The organism is Desulfosporosinus sp. Sb-LF (assembly GCF_004766055.1).
In the GTDB taxonomy this organism is placed as follows: Bacteria; Bacillota; Desulfitobacteriia; order Desulfitobacteriales; family Desulfitobacteriaceae; genus Desulfosporosinus.
This window is the reverse complement of record NZ_SPQR01000013.1, coordinates 1-19,570: the sequence shown is the minus strand read 5'-3', so window position 1 is coordinate 19,570 and position 19,570 is coordinate 1. Positions and strand designations below refer to the sequence as shown.

Here is a 19,570-nt window from a genome sequence, read left to right as displayed (position 1 = left end):
TCTCCTCCTTATTTCTTCTTGGACCCATACACGCGTTCAGCGTTTTCCCAGAAAATCTTGTTTTTAAATTCATCGGAGATATCGGCGCCTTCCCATTTCCAATACTCGGAAGGCAGATCACTCCATGGCTCATCAGAACCCCAAAGAATACGATCTTCACCAACACCGGCTTTCGCAATTTCATCTAACAAGAAACGTACGCCAAAGCCGACTGCCCAGCAGCCATCCGTGTAGACTTGATAACCCTCTTTGACCCAATTAATGAATTTGGGGACCATTTTAATGTGCCCGCTCACACCGCCACCGAGGTGAATGATATGGAGACGAATGCGTTTTCCATATTTTTCGACAAACTTATAGTAGTTACTTATGTCAGAATTTCCGCCCGAACTGGAGTGGGTTTGTAACGTAAGGTCATATTTTTCGCAAGTACTTACGATTTCTTCCATCAGCTCTTCTGCTTCTGCGTCGTATTTATCTGGATCAGGATTACCACCTAACAAATAGGTCATTTTCAGACAAGCTATACCTGGTTCACCCGCAAATTTAAGGGCCGCCCTGGTGAGTTCTTTATTACGAGGAACATTGGAGACCCAGATACCACCGACGATTCGGTCAGACTTCTTTACAGCTTCAATTACTAGGGGATTAAGGCTAAAAGGCTGTTCATGAACAGGAATGCCGTAGTTCGGGCAAACAAGTGCCTTTTTAATACCATACTTGTCCATGTGGGCCAAGTAGGATTCCGTATCGGGATACTCTAGCACCGTAGGGTTCACCGCTTCCTCGAGATCATAATACTTCCAGGGAGCCATCGGACCAATGTGCGAATGTGCATCAAATACATTACGCAGAACCTTCAACACAATTCCTCCTTTTAATAACTTCTACCCCGCCTAGGATGGGGTATCCCTATAGGGCAAATTTATTATATAATTCGAAAATTTCAATTCGATTCTAGTTACCTAACAAATTCTTTATCTTTCGTTGACGCTAAGTTGCAATTTAGCTTGCAGCAGGGTTGTTTTTGATAACTTTTTACCTACCTTTTTCTTGCATCAATCTTTCTCGATTCTTGCAAAGAGATTACACGCCTTCCTAAAGTATTCACACTGACCAAAAAAACCGCTTATCAAGCGGTTTTTCTCTTGGATCATAGATTTAATCATTCCGCCCTAGTGTAAGGCTTCTATGTTATGCGACGGTTGACTGTTTTATGGGGCTTGGTTACAATGAAGAAAATTAACTTTAGATCTAAGCTTTCTAATTCAAAGGTTGTTCTTTTATTCACTTTATTTAGGACTTATAGGAGGGCAATCTTGAAACTACTTAAAACATTCCATCAGAAGCATTTAAATACGCAAATCATTTTGATCGTAGCTATTACAGTAATTTTATTAATGAGTGTGGATATTGGTTGGGGCAGTTACAATCAATATCAGTTAGCTTTTAAAGACTTGCATAATAGCACGTCAATGCTGGCTCAGGAACTGATTGCTACCCGTATCTTCATCGCTGAAAAGCAAGACGTAATCAACTTAGACAGGGACGGTACCAGCAATTTCAAACATCTTAATCCTTCAGTGGCCATACGGGGTATCTCACAGATCTTCAACGGGACTTTAGGCTACACCTTTAAGCAAACCCGACTCCAAGTCCGAAATTCAGTCAACGCACCTGACCAATACGAGCAACAAATCTTAGAGAAATTCTCCCTAGATCGCAATTTAGCTGAGTACGCATCCGTCGATACAGTAAATGATCATAAATCCTACCGTTATATGGTACCGCTCTACTTTGAAGAGGATTGTTTGAGTTGCCATGGCGGGCCCGCAGGGGCCATTGATATTACAGGATACCCTAAAGAAGGAGCACATTTGGGGGACTTCGCCGGCGCTATCAGTATTACGGCCCCGCTCGAGCAAACTTACAAAGAGCTACGCACTAGCCTCATACGTGATATTCTTTCTACTCTGATCCTATTATTAAGTCTTACTGTCGCAGTCTATCTATCCATTCGTTCCAAAGTGGTCAAACCGCTTGAAGGCATGGCTGACTTAGCCACTCGCTTTGGCAAAGGGGATCTAGACATTCCCGATACAACCATTGCAGATAATTATGAGATTAGAGTATTGCAGGATAATCTTCATGCTATGGCTAATAATCTAAAAATTCTTTGCGAGACAATGGAATCTCGGGTTGACGAGCGGACGAAAGAATTACGCAGTGCAAACTACGCCCTGAATATTCATCAAGAAAACCTACGTCAAATTAATGAAGAATTAACAAAGGCAAGTGAAGTAAAGTCAGAGTTTATTGCCCTGATGAGCCACGAACTGCAGACTCCTCTGACTTCCATCATTGCCTACAGCGAAATTTTGATGCAACAAGGGATAGGTGTTTCGGAATCCTCTGAATATTCATTCGATATATACCAAAGTGCCCATCATTTACTCGATCTGATCAGAGATTTACTCGATTTTTCCAACCTAGAAAAAAACAAAGTCAATTTGCATCCTACATTTTTTGAGTTCTCTGAGATTACTACGATTCTCGTGAATATCTTCCGTCCACTCATTCAAAATAACAATCTTCACCTTTCTATTAATGTTCCTTCAGATTTACCTGCGATCGAAGCAGACAAGAACAAAATCAAACAAGCCCTCATGAATCTGTTGTCCAATGCCATCAAATTCACTTCCTCGGGTGGAAGCATCCACCTCCAAGTACTTTATAATAAAGACAAAGAAACGATCCAGGTATCCATCTCCGACACCGGACGTGGGATTGAAGCGAGTAAATTGGACAAGGTCTTCGAAAAATTCTTTCAAGTAGATTCCGGTACCAACCGGGAATTTGGCGGGTTGGGACTGGGCCTAGCAGTAGCAAAACAGATGATAGAACTTCATAGTGGAACGATTTGGGTTGAAAGTGTTTTGGGCCAAGGAAGCACATTCCATTTCACATTACCTATTCTTGCTCACTTAAACTCTAAACCCACAATAGAAATGGAGGGGTAAATATGCCAAAGGTTTTGGTCGTCGATGACGAACCCAAAATTCTTAAAATTGTGGAACACTGCTTCATACGGGAAGGCTATGAAGTGATCACAGCCCTCGACGGGAGCCAGGCAATCGAGCAATTTCACCGGCAAGAACCTGATCTGGTCATTCTGGATCTAATGCTCCCCCATGTGGATGGTTTTCAGGTTTGTCGTACAATTCGGGAGACCTCCTCAATCCCTATCATCATTCTTTCCGTACGTAACGAAGAACTTGACAAAATATTAGGTTTCAACCTGGGTGTAGATGACTATTTATCTAAACCTTTTAGCCCTGTAGAACTCTGTCTGCGAGCAAAGGCCGTCTTACGTCGAACTCGCCAAGAACAGAGCACCCTCGATCCAGATTCACCCACCTTTTCGCATAGAGGGCTTCGCATCAATCCGGCCACAAGGGAAATTTTCATTGATGATGTTCCGATAGAGCTGACAGCCAAAGAATTCGACCTTCTTTGGTTTCTCGTCAAGCATCCAAACAAAGTCTTTACCCGTAAACAATTGCTCTATCAGATTTGGCAAACTGATTATTATGGTAATGATGATGCCGTTACTGTTTTAATTAGTCGCTTACGAGAGAAAATTGAACAAAGTAAAAGCCAACCCTCCTTCATTAGAACTTTAAGAGGTGTCGGCTATAAATTCGTCATTGAATAAGTTTATTGAAAAAGTATGGTGAATAAAGAAATGCGATTAGTACTACTTTCAGGTGGCGCTGGCAAGAGGCTATGGCCTATTTCCAATCAAGCTCGAGCCAAACAGTTCATTAAAATACTCAAAAATCCGGCAGGCCAACCCGAGTCAATGGCCCAGCGTGTATGGCGTCAACTAAAGGCCACCGGTCTTGCTGAATTAGCCATGATATCATGTTGTGAGGCGCAGATAGATAATATTTCTTCGCAGCTAAGCCCAGAAGTGAGATGTGTTAGTGAACCAGAGCAACGCGACACCTTTCCAGCCATTGCTCTAACTTGCGCCTACCTTCATAGTCGGGAAAAGCTGGATGATGACGAAGTAATTATTGTAGCTCCTATAGATTCTTATGTCGATGAAGCATTTTACGACTGTTACCAAGACTTGGCATCCTTCTTGTCCAGGAGGCTAGGCAAAGTCGGTTTAATTGGTATCTCACCAACTACGCAGTCCTCTTCCTTTGGCTATATGGTTCCATTTGCACAATCAAATGTTTTAGGCGCTTTACGAATTGATCGCTTTGTGGAAAAGCCCCAACCCGCAGATGCCGAAGCGATAATCGAGCAAGGGGCTTTGTGGAACAGTGGTGTATTTGCTTTCAAATTAGGTTTTATGCTGAACTGGTTACGTGGTCACGGCTTCCCTATCCAGTATGAAGAACTGCGCCGTAGTTACAATTCCCTGCCGAAGACCAGCTTTGATTATGAAGTTTTAGAAAAAGCATCAAGCATCGTTGCTGTTAAGTACGAGGGAAGCTGGCTAGATCTCGGTACCTGGAATACTTTAGCCACGAAGTTAGAGCCTATCTCTGGTAAAGGACTCATGAGTCCCGACTCTTTGAATACCCACATTATTAATGAACTTGATATACCCATTCTAACCCTGGGTGCATCGAATCTAGTGATAGCCGCTAGCCCCGACGGAATCCTTGTTGCTGACAAAGAGGCAAGCCCACACTTGAAAGAATATACGACCGATTGGCACATACGTCCGATGTTCGAAGAAAGGCACTGGGGGTGGTATCACGTTTTAGACTATGCTCAATCATTGGACGGGTACGAAATACTGACTAAGAAACTTCATTTACTTCCAGAGAAGAACTTAAGCTATCAAGCTCATGACATGCGGACAGAAGTATGGACTATCACCAGTGGGAATGGTCTCTTTGCTTGTAATGGTACCATCTATCCCGTCAAGTCCGGTGATGTCCTCCATATACCGGGTGGAACCAAACATGGTTTAAAAGCTGTTTCCGATTTAGAGCTCATTGAAGTTCAATCTGGAATCAATTTAGTGGAAGAAGATATCACCAGGCTCTGCCTAACTTGGGAAGAAACTACAAATCGATGCATTTTTGATCTCGCAGAGTAACCTTTACTCCCTGGGAGCGCTCAATTAATCAATGCTGACCTCCGTGGAGATCAACCAGTAACGAGGGATCTTCTTTTACAAACAAAAAGTGCCATATAATACGTTTTATCACAAAGAGCCAAATCCTATTTAACAAGGACTTGGCTCTTTGTGTTTGATTCGCTCTTGGCTATATATCACTTTTTTGTAATGCAAATGAAAGAATAATAAAACGGACATCACTTGTGAGTTTTTGCAAACTTCTTGCAAAGCAATAACAAGGCTAACAATAGCTAAATGACATCGAAATATTAGGTAGCTTGAATGTGACTAAGATATTCAGAATGTATTCTAAAACTACCCTACTTATACATCCTCAGAGGTTATAAACCTAACCGATCGTATAGGAGGTGAATGTTCACCGGTAATGCTGTTGGAGGCGGGTGATTTGAAGGAATGTTGACTAACACGTTCATAGGGACTGTGTACTCATCGGAAATGTCGGTATTCTTTGGTTATATCGCAGTAATAACAAGTCATCTTTGAACTCATAATGTTTTTAAGGGGGTAGAAAACTTGAAGGAAGTAGTTTTAGTATCTGCTGTTCGCACACCAGTGTGCCGAGTAAACCACCAATTCACGCACACTCCCGCTGAGAACTTAGCTGCTTTAACACTTATGGAAGCAACAACTAGAGCGGGAATTAAAGCTGGTAAAGTGGGTCAGATTATCATTGGGTGTGTATTACAACAAGGTGAACATTCTTATTTAGCTAGGGTTGCCGGACTGATGGCTGGTTTTCCTGCATCTGTTCCGGCATTCACCCCCAACAATCTTTGTTGCACAGGTTTGTTGTCGGTTATTTTAGGTACTCAGTCTATTCAAGCAGAAGCTGAGAGCGTTGTCGTTGTTGGTGGTTCGGAGAATGTCAGTCAGACCCCTATGATGACCAGTAAAGTAAACGGAAGAACGATGATGCTTGATATGGTTGACGTAGTTTTAACAGATCCTATTCTCAAACAAAGAGTTGGTTGGACAGTTGAGAAATTAGCACAAGATTACAGTCTCACCCGAGAAGAACAGGATTTATTTGCTCTTAACAGCCATCGCAAAGCAGTTCAAACCATGGCAACAGATGGATATGGTGAAGAAATTGTGAACATAAAACCTTTGCAATGTGACGGTTCTGAAACCAAAGAATTGGTTGTTCGTGATGGGGGGCCCCATCATAATATGAAATTAGAAACCCTAGCTCGTTATAAACCTGTCTTTATGTCTGGTGGTACCGTGACGGCTGGAAATTCGAGCATTCCCGCGGATGGTGCGGCGTCCGCAATTTTAATGGATTCGAAACGAGCGCTTAGAGGAGCGGTCAAACCATTGGCAAAAGTTAAAGGTTATGCAACGGTGGGGGTTGAACCGTTGAAAATGGGCCTAGCCTCGGTGAGAGCAATTAGAAAAGTTTTAAAACAAACAGGTTATCGTTTGGCTGATGTTGATCTTATTGAGTGTACGGAGTGTTTTGCAGCCCAAATGTTAGCCGTAGGAAAAGAGCTCAATTGGGAATGGCAGAAGGTTAATGTAAATGGCGGAACACTTGCCTACGGGCATCCTTTCGGGGCTAGTGGAACTATCCAGTTAGTACGACTCACTCATGAATTAAAACGACGCGGCGGTCGAATAGGTCTGGCAGTTTGCTGTGCGGGGAGTGGATTAGGCGCGGCTGTTTTGATTGAGGCTTATTAAGATGGATATATTTTGATAGGAGAGGAATTAAGCGAATTTTCATGGTTGGTATGAAGTCGTCCAGAATTGCATTTTTGACGTTACTATCCAGGATCGTTTAAATATTGCCAGCTAATTTTGAGTCATGCAAAGCATTGGGTGTGATCTTGGCGCTTTAGAAATTATTTTCTAGTGATAATTTTCACGAATCTCGAAATATCAAAGGGTAACGAATAGTAACACACAAGCATCCATTAAAATGGTTTCTCTTTGGTTATTTATAAGTTTAGGAGGAACGACATGGAAACAACTAAACCTTCCCAGCGTCGATCACGGAAATCAAAACCTGAAGATTTTTATAAGAACTTGGGCGTGAGAGTCAATGCTACCCAAGCTTCAATCAAACAGAAGTATCTAGATTCTGTCGAGTCCTTCCCACCCGACACCCATCCGGAAAAATTCCAACAAATCTGCCGGGCTTATGAAACACTACGCGATCCGATTAAACGGCGGGAATATGACTTAATACGTAAATATAGCGGTAAGCTCGAAAAGATTATGGAAGATGTGTGGGGATATGTGGAAAGCGAGCACTATGGAAAAGCTGAAACGTTGATAATTCAAGCCTTTGCGCTCATGCCGGATAACCTCAATCTCCATCTCTTCCGAGCTTATATTGCATTACTAAAGAACGATCTAGTGACATTTCAAGAACAATTCGACATAGTCGAGGATATAGCACCCGATAACGATAAACCTATGATATTGGTAGTAAAAGCCAGAATGTTGCTTCAAGAAGGACACCCTGAAGAGGCCATTCAGGTTTTGGATGAAGTTCGATCTTGCTATCCGGAACAGATTCGCCTGTTACTTAGTCTATATACAGACGCTTATCAGGATTTAGACCGTGGCGAGGACTTATGGAAACTAATTTTGACCTTTGTGCCAGCCCCATGGAATGAAATCCCAGAGGATATCATGATCTTTATTTACTGGCTTAATAGCATGTTCGACCAGAAACAATGGAGTTTCAAATCCAAGATTCAGCTACGTGTTCGTAAGTTATTAAAGTCTGTTACAAACGAAGACGACAAGCTTATGATCATCGACGCCCTACAACATGAACACGAAGAATATTTTGACGTAGGTCGATTTCGAGAAGCAGAACTATTTATTGATCTTATATATTACATTGATTCGGCCAACCCACGGATACACCAGCAACACCGCCAAACTCACGAGTTGGCGCGGGTGCAGAAAGAGATCAAGCAATTGGAATGCGATGAAAATAACTTTCCACCCTTAACGTTTCACGCCTTAGAATGGTTTTACCACGACTTTTGGTCGCCAGAAGAACTTCGATTAATTCGTGACGGCATGCTGTCTTTTATCAATGACCCAGCTTTTGCAAATCTAGAAATTGACGAGATGTTCGTAGAAGGCATTACGTATCTGCGGAAAAGATATCCTTTGGTTTACCGGTACTTTCATGATCATTGGGATGAACTGTTTCTCGAACATATGCAGAATCTCAATCACTCAGGCAAGCAAATAGCTGAAAATTTGACCGCCCAAATATTAGGTGACTGTGACTTTTAAGAATAACATTGGTTCTTCTATTCTTTTAGGAACCCCAAAAACAAAATCGGGTAATATAATAATTCAACTTTTGGGCGGGACCGAGCATAGGTCGTGTAATTTAGTGGGTGGAAATTCCGTTCGGCAAGATACAATCCACGTTAGTCGCCCCTAACGAGTGAGGATGTCCTCACTCGTTAGGGGCGTCTGGTTTTTCATCAAATACGATTTTATACAATTAATGGGTATTGCTTTCTGTAAACTTCAATTCTGTTTTTACCATTGCTTTTAATTGAAATACTGCCTTGTCTGCCCGCTTTAAAAACTCATCACAGCACTGGCATGAGCAGCAGATTTAGAATCTCCCTCCTGTTCCGTGCCCGCATCCTCTGGAAAAGTGTTATATGCTAAGCATTCCATTTCTCTAGATGAGAGCTAATAAATTCGATAATCGCCTTATTCTCCTCTTTTCCTGTACCGTTAATGGATAAGGGTTCTCCGAAAGCCATATGAATAGGTTTTCTGCGATTGATAGGCCCTAGATCCTTTAAGTATTTCCCATTTCCCCAAAAGTCGGTCTTGATTGCAATGGGGACAACCTGAACCTTAGCGTTGTTTGCCAGCTTTACGCCTAACGTGTTAAATTCCTTAGGTACAAATTCTACAGTCCGTGTATTTTGCGGAAACACGATAATCGATATTCCATTGGATAATAGTTCCTGCCCCTGTTTCATGACTATTTGAAAATCTGCTCTAGAATTTTGCCTGCTTACAACAATCGGATTTCGTGCACGCATGATAGGACCAAAAAACGGATGTTTGACAAGACTATCTTTGACAACAAACGTTACATTCATGAGTGGAGCGATAATACAGGGAAACACCATTGTCTCAAGCGTGCTCATATGGTTACTAATGAAAACAACAGGGCCTTGGCACTTATGTAAATTCTCTAGCCCCGTGATATGAAACCTACCCCCACAGCCCTCAATCAACTTGAAAACATCATATGACGATAGTGCCCAAGCCTGTGTATCATACTGGTCTTTTAGAGCTAAACTACGAGATTTCAGTACGATAGAAAAGTATTTAGACATAAAAAACAAACGCGCATTGACCATTAATCTATCAATAAACAAACGGGGGGTGTTTTCCTTAGTATGATATGAATCCTTCATAAAAAAAACCTTGTTCAAGTTCTGTTCCTCCTGTTGATTTTCAAATGCCACTTTAAGCTTATATCGAGTATTAATTAGTTCGGCATATTGATAGGATATCCTTCCTCAAAACCAACATATTTCATCCTTGCTATACTCAGCTTAAATTCTAAGCTATCCTTGGACAAACGTCAAAATTTGTGACAATATTAATTAATACCAAGGAAAGGAGAATTCTCATGGCAGTTCAAGCTGATTGGAAAAGACTTCTTGATGATGAAATAAAAGAGAAATATTATATTAAACTGTTAGAATGGGTAAAAAACGAATATAGAAATAAACACATCTTTCCTAAAAAGGAAGATGTGTTTAACGCCTTAGTATTTACCTCATACGAAAATACTAAGACCGTCATTTTAGGGCAAGACCCGTATCCCAATATAGGCCAAGGAATGGGTCTTAGTTTTTCCGTAAATGTTGGAGTACCCTTGCCAAAATCGCTCCAGAATATATTTAAGGAACTCCAATCCGACCTGGGTTGTACAATACCTAAACATGGTTCACTTCGAAAATGGGCAGAACAAGGAGTATTGCTCCTCAATACCGCACTCACCGTAGAAGAAGGAAAGCCCAATTCTCATCAAAACAAGGGTTGGGAGATCTTTACCGATAAGATTATTTCTTTAGTTAATAAGAAGCCCGACCCTGTGGTCTTTATATTATGGGGTAATAACGCCCGTTCCAAGAAGAAACTCATTACCAATCCCCATCATATGGTGATTGAATCCGCTCACCCGAGTCCCCTATCCGCTAGCAGAGGGTTCTTTGGCAGTAAACCTTTTTCTCAAACAAATAAGTTCTTAATTTCTAAGAATAGAAAGCCAATCGACTGGCAAATCGAATAGAAGGCACCTTAGCCGTTATTAAAAAAAACTGCCATTTTTTTGATGATCGATAATGTTACCTAAACCTCAAGCTGCAATACCACATAAGCAACTTCGCACCCGTTCACCAACAGTGCAATCCTGTGCTCGCCCGGATAATGGCGGCGGGTCGTCAAATCCGCCCAGCTGTGCATCCGTGTGCCAGTGAGACGTGTACCGCCAGATACCGTTTTATCAGACAGCAGGAACGATTTACGTGATGTGTTTCCTCTGGCCTTCACGAAGTCGATCCCATATTCGATGCGGATGCGTACCGGCTGCCCTTCAAGGATACAAAGCTCATATTGCAGCTCGCAACTCTCGCCGATCACCAGTCTGGACGGTAGTACCGATAATGAGGCACAGGTCGTAAGTGACACAATGTCTGTCGGTTTCGTGTAGCCGAATAATTCCATGGCCTCGGGATCGGCTTTGCGGATCAAAGTTCGGCAACCCTGCCGTACAATCCAGTCCGTGTGCGGATACACACCTGTCCAGCGACGAGCTGTTTCGAGCACGACCGAAGGATGATCCTTAGCAATGTCGTTTAGATTGTTGGCAACACTCTTGCGCACGTAAAGAGACGGGTCTGCCTTCAATTGTTCAAGTACAGCAATCACCGGAGTTGGGTCACGCTTGAACATCGGAAGCGCTCCCCCCCACGGCAAACGGGGGCGGCAGCCCTCGCTCGCAAGCCGTCGGACATGCTCATTTGAATGCTTCGACCAGATAGTCATCTGGCATATCACCCGCTCCGGATCATGTAGCAAAAATGGTCTTATGGCAAATTCCGAGGACGATTTTTGAGTAAACCGTTCTAGCGCTTTCATAGAAAGCTCCCAGTGTTCCTCTTCTTGGCCGTACGCTGCCACGAAATCCGGAAAGAAAAGGTACGGAAACCCAACGCAGGTCTCATCTATTGCAAATAGCACGTCCAAAGCCTCTTCGTACCGAATCGGTAAATATGTCCTGAGTGTCTCGGCGATTCGCCGCATCCGAGCTTTTAGCTCAAGCCCATCCCATGGCTCATCCATCGCAGTTGCGACGAAGCTCTCCGTATCGAAAGTGCCGTGAACAGCATGTACCTTCTCGCCAAAGTGACGTAGAAACTCTTTATTGTAAATGGCTTTCAAGGCTTCTGCCATGCCCTTACCTCCTTCAGCTTGAGAGTTAAATTAATAGTGTCCATAGAATACCTCCCTATGCTAGATATTTCATTCTATCACAGGGGGTCTATTGTTTCTTGGGTGATATCTACAATTAATTGTAGGATCGCCTCCGAAGGAGCAATAGTAACTAATCACGTTGCAGGGGCCCGAGAGGCTATATTTGCTCCTGATGATTAACTGCCCCACTCCTTATTAAGCTGGAAGATGATTAGGGATTTTTCTTACGACATGTTACTTGCCTTAGAAGCGACCTTTGGAACTTTGGGAGAAGTTGGGCTCGACGTGTCTTTGGATGAAGACGGCAAACTATGGTTATTAGAAGCCAACAGTAAACCGAACACAATAGGATATAATGAAGTAACAAACGAAGAGGTCCTTTCACAGGTCCATGGTTTACCTTTAGATTACGCAAAGCACATGATTATCCGTATGTATAACAACTTAACACTTTAGAATGTGAGTATTCTTGCATCTAATTAGGTACAAACTTGTCAGCCCACAAGTACGTACGACACCTTTGGCATTAGTTACTACAATCAATATTTTGCAGGTTTTGCCGCATGTTCTAAAGAAAGATACACTCAAAAGGTATTTAAGAGGGCAAAAAGTCTTGGAAAAAGCTTAAAAGAAAAAGCTAGATCGTCCTTTATGGACCATCTAGCTTAATATGTTCCCACTCACACTCTGTCGCTATAAAAAGGCTATATACCTTCTCAAACCCGCCATATCAAGGCTTTCACTCAACCCTGATATAGCACTATTAAGCACTCCACGTGCGTTGATTTACTTCAATGTAAGTTATTTTAAAGTTATTTAACGTACCTCTGAGTTCTGCATGGACTCGTTAAAAATTCAGTAAAGCCGATCAGTGGCTTTGAAACCATGTTGATTTATTTCGTTAATGTCCTCACCGAACATTTTTACCATCATGTTCGGAAAATGGATTGAGCATACAGATCCTCTCTCGATGGCATGATGGGTTACCAAAAACAGGTATATTTCCAAACAGAAATTCCTATTATATTTTTCTTTTTTAGAAGATAACAGCTAACGTTAATTTTTATGCCTTGGCAATGGTTACTACCATTTTTAATTAATTAAACTGTGGGTGCACAAGAATAATTAGCAGTTTAATGGCTAAGACCAAGGGTTTTATAGGTACCAATGCGATGTAATTTTAATTTCCCGCCATGCCATCTCTTAAATTAAAATTATTATGAATAATTTAATTCAAGCAGGAAGTTTATTATTATAAATTCAATAAATTAATGCAGAAACTGAAAACCATATGCCAAATGTTATGATTTGCGAAATCACAGATTAAGTAATACCATGACCAAATTTAAATAACCCGGATTTTGCTGAATAAACCCTAACATTACTGCAAAACCAACAAATCCCGAGACGTAAGGAATTGGAAATTCAACTCTTATCGGCAAAAAGTACAAAAAAAGCATCCATAATATATAGTATTGCGAAAATATTGTGTTTGTACTATATAGATTTTGATTTTTAATTCCATATTGTTACATTTCCACCACAATATTCATATTATACACTATCTCTTAACAAAGGAGGAAATCGATATGGCATTCGGTGGTGTTGATGGGGCTGCTTGTGGTTGTGGAACAGGACGTGGCTTTGGTGCAGGAATCGCTGCAGTTGTAGTAATTATTCTTCTTCTGATCGCATTGGGAATCGTATTCTAAATTTAGAAAGGTGGAACTTCTTATGTATGGAATGGGTTATGGTGGAATGGGTGGAGCATGCTGTCATCCCCCAGTAAGTTGCTGTCCAGCTCCTGTCGCCCCTGTTGGCACAGGTTGTTGCGTCGGCGTAGGAATTATTGCTATTGCAATTCTGATTCTTATCGCTTTAGGTGTGATCTTCTAAGAGATTTCTTATCAGGAAATTCAAGTTGTATGGAGGTTTTTTGTGATGTATGGTTGTGTTAAACCAATTTGTTGTCCCCCTGAATATTGCGTACACGATTATTACACCCAACGATTTGTCCCTGTTATTCATCCAATTGTGAATATCAATCGCCAAAATGTTATAGATGTTCCCCAGCATTATTATCAACAAACCACGGAAAACGTAGTAGTTAACCAAGGTTTTCAGCCTCAACCACTCCCTGCTCAAGGTCTCGCAGGTCAACGGGTATTATTCCGTGGTCTCAGACGGATGTAGGCATTAATCATTTCTCATTCTAAAATTAAAATGCCTCTAAAAATATACTTTTTGGAGGCATTTTAGTGTACATTTGTATCGACTTTTCACCCCCAAGTTCTCTCCTCATATCATCTAAGACTGCTTTATATAGGGAGTTGAAGATTAACTCCTCTATTTTCTCCTCCTCCCACTCTTTAACTCAAAAAACAAAATGCATTTGTGTAAAAATTTCGATCTCTCAACCAACGCATTAAATATTTTAAACTGACCGTGGGAGCATTTAGGCATAAACAAACTTACAATGAAGTAACTCCAACGTGCATCGTCACGCCAAAAAGAGCTATAAATTAGTTTTCGATTCCTAAGTAAAACTCAAAAGGGATGCTGGATACAACTGATAGATTAAGAGCCGGTTATACTTCTTTCTTTCTATAATTTAGCTATAACAACTTTATTTCTGCCCGTTCTTTTTGCTTCGTATAGTGCTAAATCTGCTTTTTTTACGATCTCTTGAATATCTTTAACCGTATAGGGATAGATTGCAACGCCAATTGAAATAGTAATATTTATTATCTGACCATCAATTAAATAGAACTTATGTTCTTGGACTACTTTTCTAATCCTCTCTGCTACTTCCAAGACTTTATCTTTCGGACAATCTGTCATCATCACGGAAAATTCTTCTCCTCCATTTCGGGATACAATGTCTGTTGAACTAGTGGAACTTAATAGAGTTTTACCCAATTCCTCTAAAACTCTATCTCCATTTTGATGCCCATAAACATCGTTAACCTTCTTGAAAAAGTCAATATCAATAAAAAACATAGTAATCATACTGTTTTCAGTTAATCTATTAACAATTTTATTAAACTCTTTGTCAAACTGTCTAACATTATTAAGACCAGTACGATGGTCTTTTGAAGAATCAAATTGATATTTCTTATAAGCTGATTTCAATAAATCCATATATCCAACAAAAAAATAAATAAATACGGAAACACTGGCTAGTCCAAACCAGTAAGTGAATATCGTTTTAATTAATAACAAATGGTTATTAATTTGGATAGACAAAGTTATACATGGAATTATTAAAACCACCAAAGTCATAAATAACCATTTGTGTAACTTAGTTATATTAATTTCAGATATAAATCCGCAACCAACACCAATTATGATTGCTGTTAATGCAGATATCATTGATGAAAAGGTTAAACCAGCATAATATAATCGGAATATCCCGATTATTAAGCCTGTTATAATCGCAGGTGCAAGACCGCAGTACGTTGCAGATAAAATTATCGCCATATTCCGAAAATCTAAAATTACACCAGACATAACTTGAACACTAAAAATCATTAAAAGCATCCCTAATATACCACTCATTGAACTAAAGAATATTCTTATTTTCCAGGGTGAATCAGGTGTTATTTCCTCATTAATAAGAATTCGGTTTGCTAGGCTAAAGAAAGCAATAATAGTTGTTGCATTAAGAAATAAGTCTTTAAACATACTTTTAACTCCAATAAATTAGTCTTATACAGTTTTCTACTTAAAGACTTTTGATTCCTCTTTTTTCAACAAAAAAAAATTATTATTCTGCAATCCGTACTCAGTTATTGCGAACTTACTTAGTATTCAATACAGGTAAAACCATAAACGAGAGGAACCCTTAAATTAAAGCTTAAAGTTCCAATTTGAGACATCTTTAGTATTAAAAATTAAAAACTTTGAGGATAATTTCCTCATCCCGCTCTTCAACACAAAAACAAAATGCGTTGGCGTGAAAATTTATATTTTCTCTACCAACGCATTAAATATTATTGATTGAACTCTAAGCCCATAAATACTCACAATAAAAGTAACACTAACGTGCCTTGTTACGACAAAAGAGCTATATTCGTTATAGTCATATTACCGTTACCAGGGTGACCTGTGAAGTTGAAAGGTATATTTCCTCCTTCAATCAAAAAACCCCTCTAAACGTTTGAAAACGTGTGAGGGGTAATAGATGCATAAACACTTTATCGTCGACTGATGAACAACTGAAGCAAAGATCAAAGTTTTTCAATAACTTTATTCCCTAATTCAACAACTTTATTCTGGATGAATATCATCATCTTACCCACACTTTGAGTATCCGCAATGAGTACAAACCACGCAACCACTTTCATGATTAATCGGTTTGCCACACTCTGGGCAAGCATTCGCAGGTGCAACGCCCGTTCGCACTTTCGTAACAGTTGCTTTCTCTGCAGCGGCAATCTCTTTTGCGACCATGCTTGACCTTTTCGCTATTGGAGCTGTTTCCTGCGCACTGGTTTTAACATTAGAAAAATTAATACCAACCTCGTTATACTTCTTAATCACGCGGGCAATAGCATCCGGGCAAGATGTAACATTGACTCCTTCACGCCGCATACAAGCTGGGCAGCGAATCCCTTTGATCTGTTCGGTAATAGCATCGACAGACAATCCTGAACGTAGGGTTATCGAAATCAAGCGAGCGGTTGCCTCAGATTGAGAGGAACATCCTCCTGCGCGTCCTGTATTAGTAAAGACTTCGCATATTCCTTTTTCATCCGCATTGACACTGACATAGAGGTTTCCGCACCCAATTTTTATTTTCTCCGTAACTCCAATGGTAGTGGTTGGCCGTGGACGAGGAACGACAGTATTCACTTCTGGAACAAATGGTGCCTTAGGAACAATAACCTTTTCAGATGCCGTCGGAACCTGTACTTCAATATTTTTATCGGCCTGAGCAGCCACTGCAATCCCTGTAGAAAGCACCTGTTCTTCTCGACTACCATCACGATAGACTGTTAATCCTTTGCAGTTTAGTTCATCCGCCAAGCGATATGCTTCTGCAATATCTTCGCGTGTCGCAGCATTCGAAAAATTAATCGTTTTGGAGACCGCGTTATCCGTAAATTTTTGGAAGGCCGCCTGAATCCGAATATGCCATTCAGGCGCGATCTCTTGAGCTGTAGTAAAGACTTCTTGAACCCAGTTAGGGACTTCAGGTAAACCCAGGACGGTCCCCCTCTCGGCAATCTTTTGCATAAGTTCCGGGGAGTAGAAACCATATTCATTGGCAAACCTTTCAAAGAGCGGATTGACCTCAACTAACGATGTTCCATCCATGACGGTTTTAGTATAAGCAACCGCAAAGAGGGGTTCTACCCCACTGGAAGCGGCACAGATCATGGATATAGTTCCAGTCGGAGCAATCGTAGTCAGAGTGGCATTACGCAATTTCAGAACCCCATCATAAATGGAACCTTCAAAATTAGGGAAAGTTCCCCGTTCTTCAGCTAGTCTTTGGGACTCAATACGAGCTTCAGTCTGGATGAACTTCATAACTTTTTCCGCATATTCCACCGCGTCTTCCGTAGCATAAGACGCTTGCAGTAAGATCAGCATATCCGCAAAGCCCATCACACCAAGGCCAATTTTGCGATTCCCTTTAACTACATCATTAATAATCTGCAGTGGATACTGATTAGCATCAATCACGTTGTCCAGAAAACGCACGGACAATCGGGTTACATAACTCAAGCGTTCCCAGTTGATAACCATTTTTCCATTTTTCTCAGTCACCATTAATTTGAGATTAATAGAGCCTAAGTTACAAGCTTCATTCGGGAGCAAGGGTTGCTCACCACAAGGATTCGTAGCTTCAATCTCTCCCTGCAGAGGAGTGGGATTACCCTTATTTAAACGGTCGAGGAAAACGATTCCTGGTTCCCCGTTCTGCCAAGCATGCTCCACAATCTTATTAAAAATTTCTGGTGCAAATAACTGACCTGCTGATGCGCCTGTATGAGGATCTACGAGGTCATAGGAACGTTCTTCACGAACAGCCAGCATAAATTCCTCAGTTATCCCAACGGAAATATTAAAGTTCGTAATCTCTTTGTTATCCTCTTTACACTGAATGAAATCCACAATATCTGGATGGTCCACGCGAAGAATTCCCATATTCGCTCCGCGTCGGGTTCCACCCTGCTTAACAGCTTCTGTAGCTGAATTAAAAACTTTCATAAAGGAAATCGGACCTGAGGCTACACCACCCGTTGAACGAACCATGCTGTTTTTCGGACGCAAACGGGAAAAACTGAAGCCAGTCCCACCACCAGATTTATGAATAATCGCCGCATTTTTAATCGCGTCGAAAATTTCCTCCATGCTGTCTTCAACTGGCAAGACAAAGCAAGCACTCAATTGACCGAGATCCCGACCAGCGTTCATTAGCGTCGGCGAGTTCGGCATAAACTCGAGATTCGCCATCATGGTATAGAATTCTTTGGCTAGTTTTTGAGTTTCTTGTTTGCCTTTGCTATATTTATCCGATTCATTTTCCGCAATCACACTAGCAACACGAAAAAACATATCCTCAACAGTTTCTACCACTTGCCCGTCCACTTGTTTTAAATACCGTTTTTCCAACACAACGCGCGCATTAGATGTTACATTAGCCCTCGGCCAGTTTTTTGGTGCTTGTCCTTCGAATCCCAACGTGAATCCCCAACTTTCCTTCATTACTTATTAACTAACACTTCTACTCGATCGTCCCTCGCTTTTCGATGAGCTCATGTAACTCTTCCATGAAGCGTTGTATATCTCCAAATTGACGATAGACGGACGCAAAACGAATGTAGGCCACTTCATCCAAGCCAAAGAGCTGTTGGAGCACAGCCTCTCCTACTTCAGCACTAGAGACTTCACGTTCATGATTATTACGCAATATCTTTTCTATTGCGTAAGCTGCATCTTCGATTTGTTCTGTAGAAATTGACCTCTTTTCGCAAGCCCTTATCATACCAACCATCATTTTAGAACGAGAAAATTCCTCGCGTCGCCCTTCTTTTTTTACAACAACAAGCGGAGAATCCTCGAACTTTTCAAAGGTAGTAAACCGACGCAAACAACGATCACATTCCCTGCGCCTACGAACCGCCGTCCCTTCCTCAACCTGACGTGAATCGAGAACTTTCGTATCCCCGTTTCCGCAGAATGGACAGTGCACAGCTTCACCCCCAACATATAGTATGTTTAAAATTTAACCACACTATATGTTGTGCCGTCAACTCGGCCTTTAGGCCTTTAGAGGCTTATCCTTCTCTCCACCGCTTATTTCTGTACTCTATCTCTATCTTTCTTATTTTTTATCAGTCGCACTAATTTAATGGTAAATATTATCATTTATTCCTAGTCTAAGATTATTCTAACGTAGTATTCCTGCTTGTAAATAGGGCAGAATAATATTTGCGACTATCATGAGCTATTACTAAGAAGGATGTGACGCAACTTTGATTAAGAAGATGCCTTCCGAAAAAAATCCTAATCCAAACACCCTACCAATTCCACATCCACCTGACAATCAACCGAGTATGGACTCCAGGGATGGCCATGGCCTTTCTAAAGAGCAAGCCTTGCGATCTAAGAAGTAATTAGACGATATAAGGTTTCTTATTCATCTCGTGACTGGAGCGAGAAAGGAGGTGTCTACCCAATGTGTAGACACCTCTTATTCGTAATGTACTTACCGTGTGGATCGAAGGGGTGGAACCTCGACCCCATAGACGTTTAAATGCTTGAAAATTGTTCGTTCTAACACAAAAAGACTACCTCGTTAGAGATAGTCCTTTTGCTTGTTTACCTGGCGATGACCTACGTTCCCAGGGGCCTGCGCCCCAAGTATTCTTGGCCCTGAAGGTCTTAACTTCCGTGTTCGGTATGGGA

The 19,570-nt window shown here is 41.2% G+C and carries 16 protein-coding genes and 1 rRNA gene; 10 read left to right on the top strand and 7 right to left on the bottom strand.

Annotated features, from left to right (window positions below):
* Window positions 1-8 precede the first annotated feature (8 nt).
* On the bottom strand, window positions 9-866 hold the full coding sequence (locus tag E4K68_RS16605) for an amidohydrolase family protein (RefSeq protein ID WP_243450412.1): 858 nt from the start codon (window positions 864-866) through the stop codon (window positions 9-11).
* 453 nt (window positions 867-1,319) lie between these two features.
* Here E4K68_RS16605 and E4K68_RS16600 point away from each other — a divergent pair, with 453 nt between their 5' ends.
* The 5 genes from E4K68_RS16600 (at window position 1,320) to E4K68_RS16580 (ending at window position 8,425) form a co-directional block, all read left to right on the top strand.
* Window positions 1,320-3,020, top strand: coding sequence for an ATP-binding protein (locus tag E4K68_RS16600; protein ID WP_135380038.1), 1,701 nt, complete (start codon window positions 1,320-1,322; stop codon window positions 3,018-3,020).
* 2 nt (window positions 3,021-3,022) lie between these two features.
* Complete coding sequence (locus E4K68_RS16595) at window positions 3,023-3,715, top strand: response regulator transcription factor (RefSeq protein ID WP_135380037.1); 693 nt, start codon at window positions 3,023-3,025, stop codon at window positions 3,713-3,715.
* Between the two features lie 30 nt (window positions 3,716-3,745).
* Window positions 3,746-5,122, top strand: a complete 1,377-nt coding sequence (locus E4K68_RS16590) for a sugar phosphate nucleotidyltransferase (protein WP_135380036.1) — start codon at window positions 3,746-3,748, stop codon at window positions 5,120-5,122.
* 555 nt (window positions 5,123-5,677) lie between these two features.
* Window positions 5,678-6,847, top strand: coding sequence for a thiolase family protein (locus E4K68_RS16585; RefSeq protein ID WP_135380035.1), 1,170 nt, complete (start codon window positions 5,678-5,680; stop codon window positions 6,845-6,847).
* A gap of 279 nt (window positions 6,848-7,126) precedes the next feature.
* A complete protein-coding gene (locus tag E4K68_RS16580; RefSeq protein ID WP_135380034.1) occupies window positions 7,127-8,425 on the top strand; it encodes a J domain-containing protein in 1,299 nt (432 codons plus the stop codon).
* Window positions 8,426-8,811: 386 nt separating this feature from the next.
* Here the strand turns inward: E4K68_RS16580 and E4K68_RS16575 are convergent, their stop codons facing one another.
* Entirely contained in the window at window positions 8,812-9,600 is a 789-nt protein-coding gene (locus tag E4K68_RS16575; protein WP_199241809.1) for a lysophospholipid acyltransferase family protein, read from the bottom strand.
* A gap of 200 nt (window positions 9,601-9,800) precedes the next feature.
* On the opposite strand from E4K68_RS16575, the gene E4K68_RS16570 reads away from it, so the two are divergent.
* On the top strand, window positions 9,801-10,466 hold the full coding sequence (locus E4K68_RS16570; protein ID WP_135380033.1) for a uracil-DNA glycosylase: 666 nt from the start codon (window positions 9,801-9,803) through the stop codon (window positions 10,464-10,466).
* Between the two features lie 59 nt (window positions 10,467-10,525).
* Here the strand turns inward: E4K68_RS16570 and E4K68_RS16565 are convergent, their stop codons facing one another.
* On the bottom strand, window positions 10,526-11,629 hold the full coding sequence (locus E4K68_RS16565; RefSeq protein WP_135380032.1) for a hypothetical protein: 1,104 nt from the start codon (window positions 11,627-11,629) through the stop codon (window positions 10,526-10,528).
* 228 nt (window positions 11,630-11,857) lie between these two features.
* On the opposite strand from E4K68_RS16565, the gene E4K68_RS16560 reads away from it, so the two are divergent.
* The 4 genes from E4K68_RS16560 (at window position 11,858) to E4K68_RS16555 (ending at window position 13,843) form a co-directional block, all read left to right on the top strand.
* The gene (locus E4K68_RS16560; RefSeq protein ID WP_348982869.1) at window positions 11,858-12,106 is read left to right on the top strand and encodes a YheC/YheD family protein; all 249 of its coding nucleotides are present in this window, start codon (window positions 11,858-11,860) and stop codon (window positions 12,104-12,106) included.
* Window positions 12,107-13,239: 1,133 nt separating this feature from the next.
* On the top strand, window positions 13,240-13,362 hold the full coding sequence (locus E4K68_RS21500) for a hypothetical protein (RefSeq protein WP_282433000.1): 123 nt from the start codon (window positions 13,240-13,242) through the stop codon (window positions 13,360-13,362).
* Between the two features lie 22 nt (window positions 13,363-13,384).
* A complete protein-coding gene (locus tag E4K68_RS20705) occupies window positions 13,385-13,546 on the top strand; it encodes a hypothetical protein (RefSeq protein WP_199241808.1) in 162 nt (53 codons plus the stop codon).
* 45 nt (window positions 13,547-13,591) lie between these two features.
* The gene (locus E4K68_RS16555) at window positions 13,592-13,843 is read left to right on the top strand and encodes a spore coat protein D (protein ID WP_135380106.1); all 252 of its coding nucleotides are present in this window, start codon (window positions 13,592-13,594) and stop codon (window positions 13,841-13,843) included.
* Between the two features lie 411 nt (window positions 13,844-14,254).
* Here the strand turns inward: E4K68_RS16555 and E4K68_RS16550 are convergent, their stop codons facing one another.
* From E4K68_RS16550 to rrf, 4 genes are all read right to left on the bottom strand, one after another.
* Window positions 14,255-15,334 carry a diguanylate cyclase gene (locus E4K68_RS16550; RefSeq protein WP_135380030.1) on the bottom strand — a complete coding sequence of 360 codons (1,080 nt, stop codon included), beginning with the start codon at window positions 15,332-15,334 and terminating at the stop codon, window positions 14,255-14,257.
* A 609-nt stretch (window positions 15,335-15,943) separates the two neighbouring features.
* Complete coding sequence (locus E4K68_RS16545) at window positions 15,944-18,367, bottom strand: vitamin B12-dependent ribonucleotide reductase (RefSeq protein WP_199241807.1); 2,424 nt, start codon at window positions 18,365-18,367, stop codon at window positions 15,944-15,946.
* A gap of 19 nt (window positions 18,368-18,386) precedes the next feature.
* The gene (nrdR, locus tag E4K68_RS16540; protein ID WP_135380029.1) at window positions 18,387-18,854 is read right to left on the bottom strand and encodes a transcriptional regulator NrdR; all 468 of its coding nucleotides are present in this window, start codon (window positions 18,852-18,854) and stop codon (window positions 18,387-18,389) included.
* Window positions 18,855-19,485: 631 nt separating this feature from the next.
* A 5S ribosomal RNA gene (gene rrf / locus E4K68_RS16535) occupies window positions 19,486-19,570 on the bottom strand; the annotation flags it as partial.

Bases quoted from the DNA above. Each gene is read 5' to 3' on its own strand.
- E4K68_RS16555 (WP_135380106.1), top strand. From the start codon at position 13,592: ATGTATGGTTGTGTTAAACCAATTTGTTGTCCCCCTGAATATTGCGTA.
- E4K68_RS20705 (WP_199241808.1), top strand. From the start codon at position 13,385: ATGTATGGAATGGGTTATGGTGGAATGGGTGGAGCATGCTGTCATCCC.
- E4K68_RS16595 (WP_135380037.1), top strand. From the start codon at position 3,023: ATGCCAAAGGTTTTGGTCGTCGATGACGAACCCAAAATTCTTAAAATT.
- E4K68_RS21500 (WP_282433000.1), top strand. From the start codon at position 13,240: ATGGCATTCGGTGGTGTTGATGGGGCTGCTTGTGGTTGTGGAACAGGA.
- E4K68_RS16580 (WP_135380034.1), top strand. From the start codon at position 7,127: ATGGAAACAACTAAACCTTCCCAGCGTCGATCACGGAAATCAAAACCT.
- E4K68_RS16550 (WP_135380030.1), bottom strand. From the start codon at position 15,334: ATGTTTAAAGACTTATTTCTTAATGCAACAACTATTATTGCTTTCTTT.
- E4K68_RS16590 (WP_135380036.1), top strand. From the start codon at position 3,746: ATGCGATTAGTACTACTTTCAGGTGGCGCTGGCAAGAGGCTATGGCCT.
- E4K68_RS16560 (WP_348982869.1), top strand. From the start codon at position 11,858: ATGATTAGGGATTTTTCTTACGACATGTTACTTGCCTTAGAAGCGACC.
- E4K68_RS16545 (WP_199241807.1), bottom strand. From the start codon at position 18,367: ATGAAGGAAAGTTGGGGATTCACGTTGGGATTCGAAGGACAAGCACCA.
- E4K68_RS16570 (WP_135380033.1), top strand. From the start codon at position 9,801: ATGGCAGTTCAAGCTGATTGGAAAAGACTTCTTGATGATGAAATAAAA.
- E4K68_RS16565 (WP_135380032.1), bottom strand. From the start codon at position 11,629: ATGGCAGAAGCCTTGAAAGCCATTTACAATAAAGAGTTTCTACGTCAC.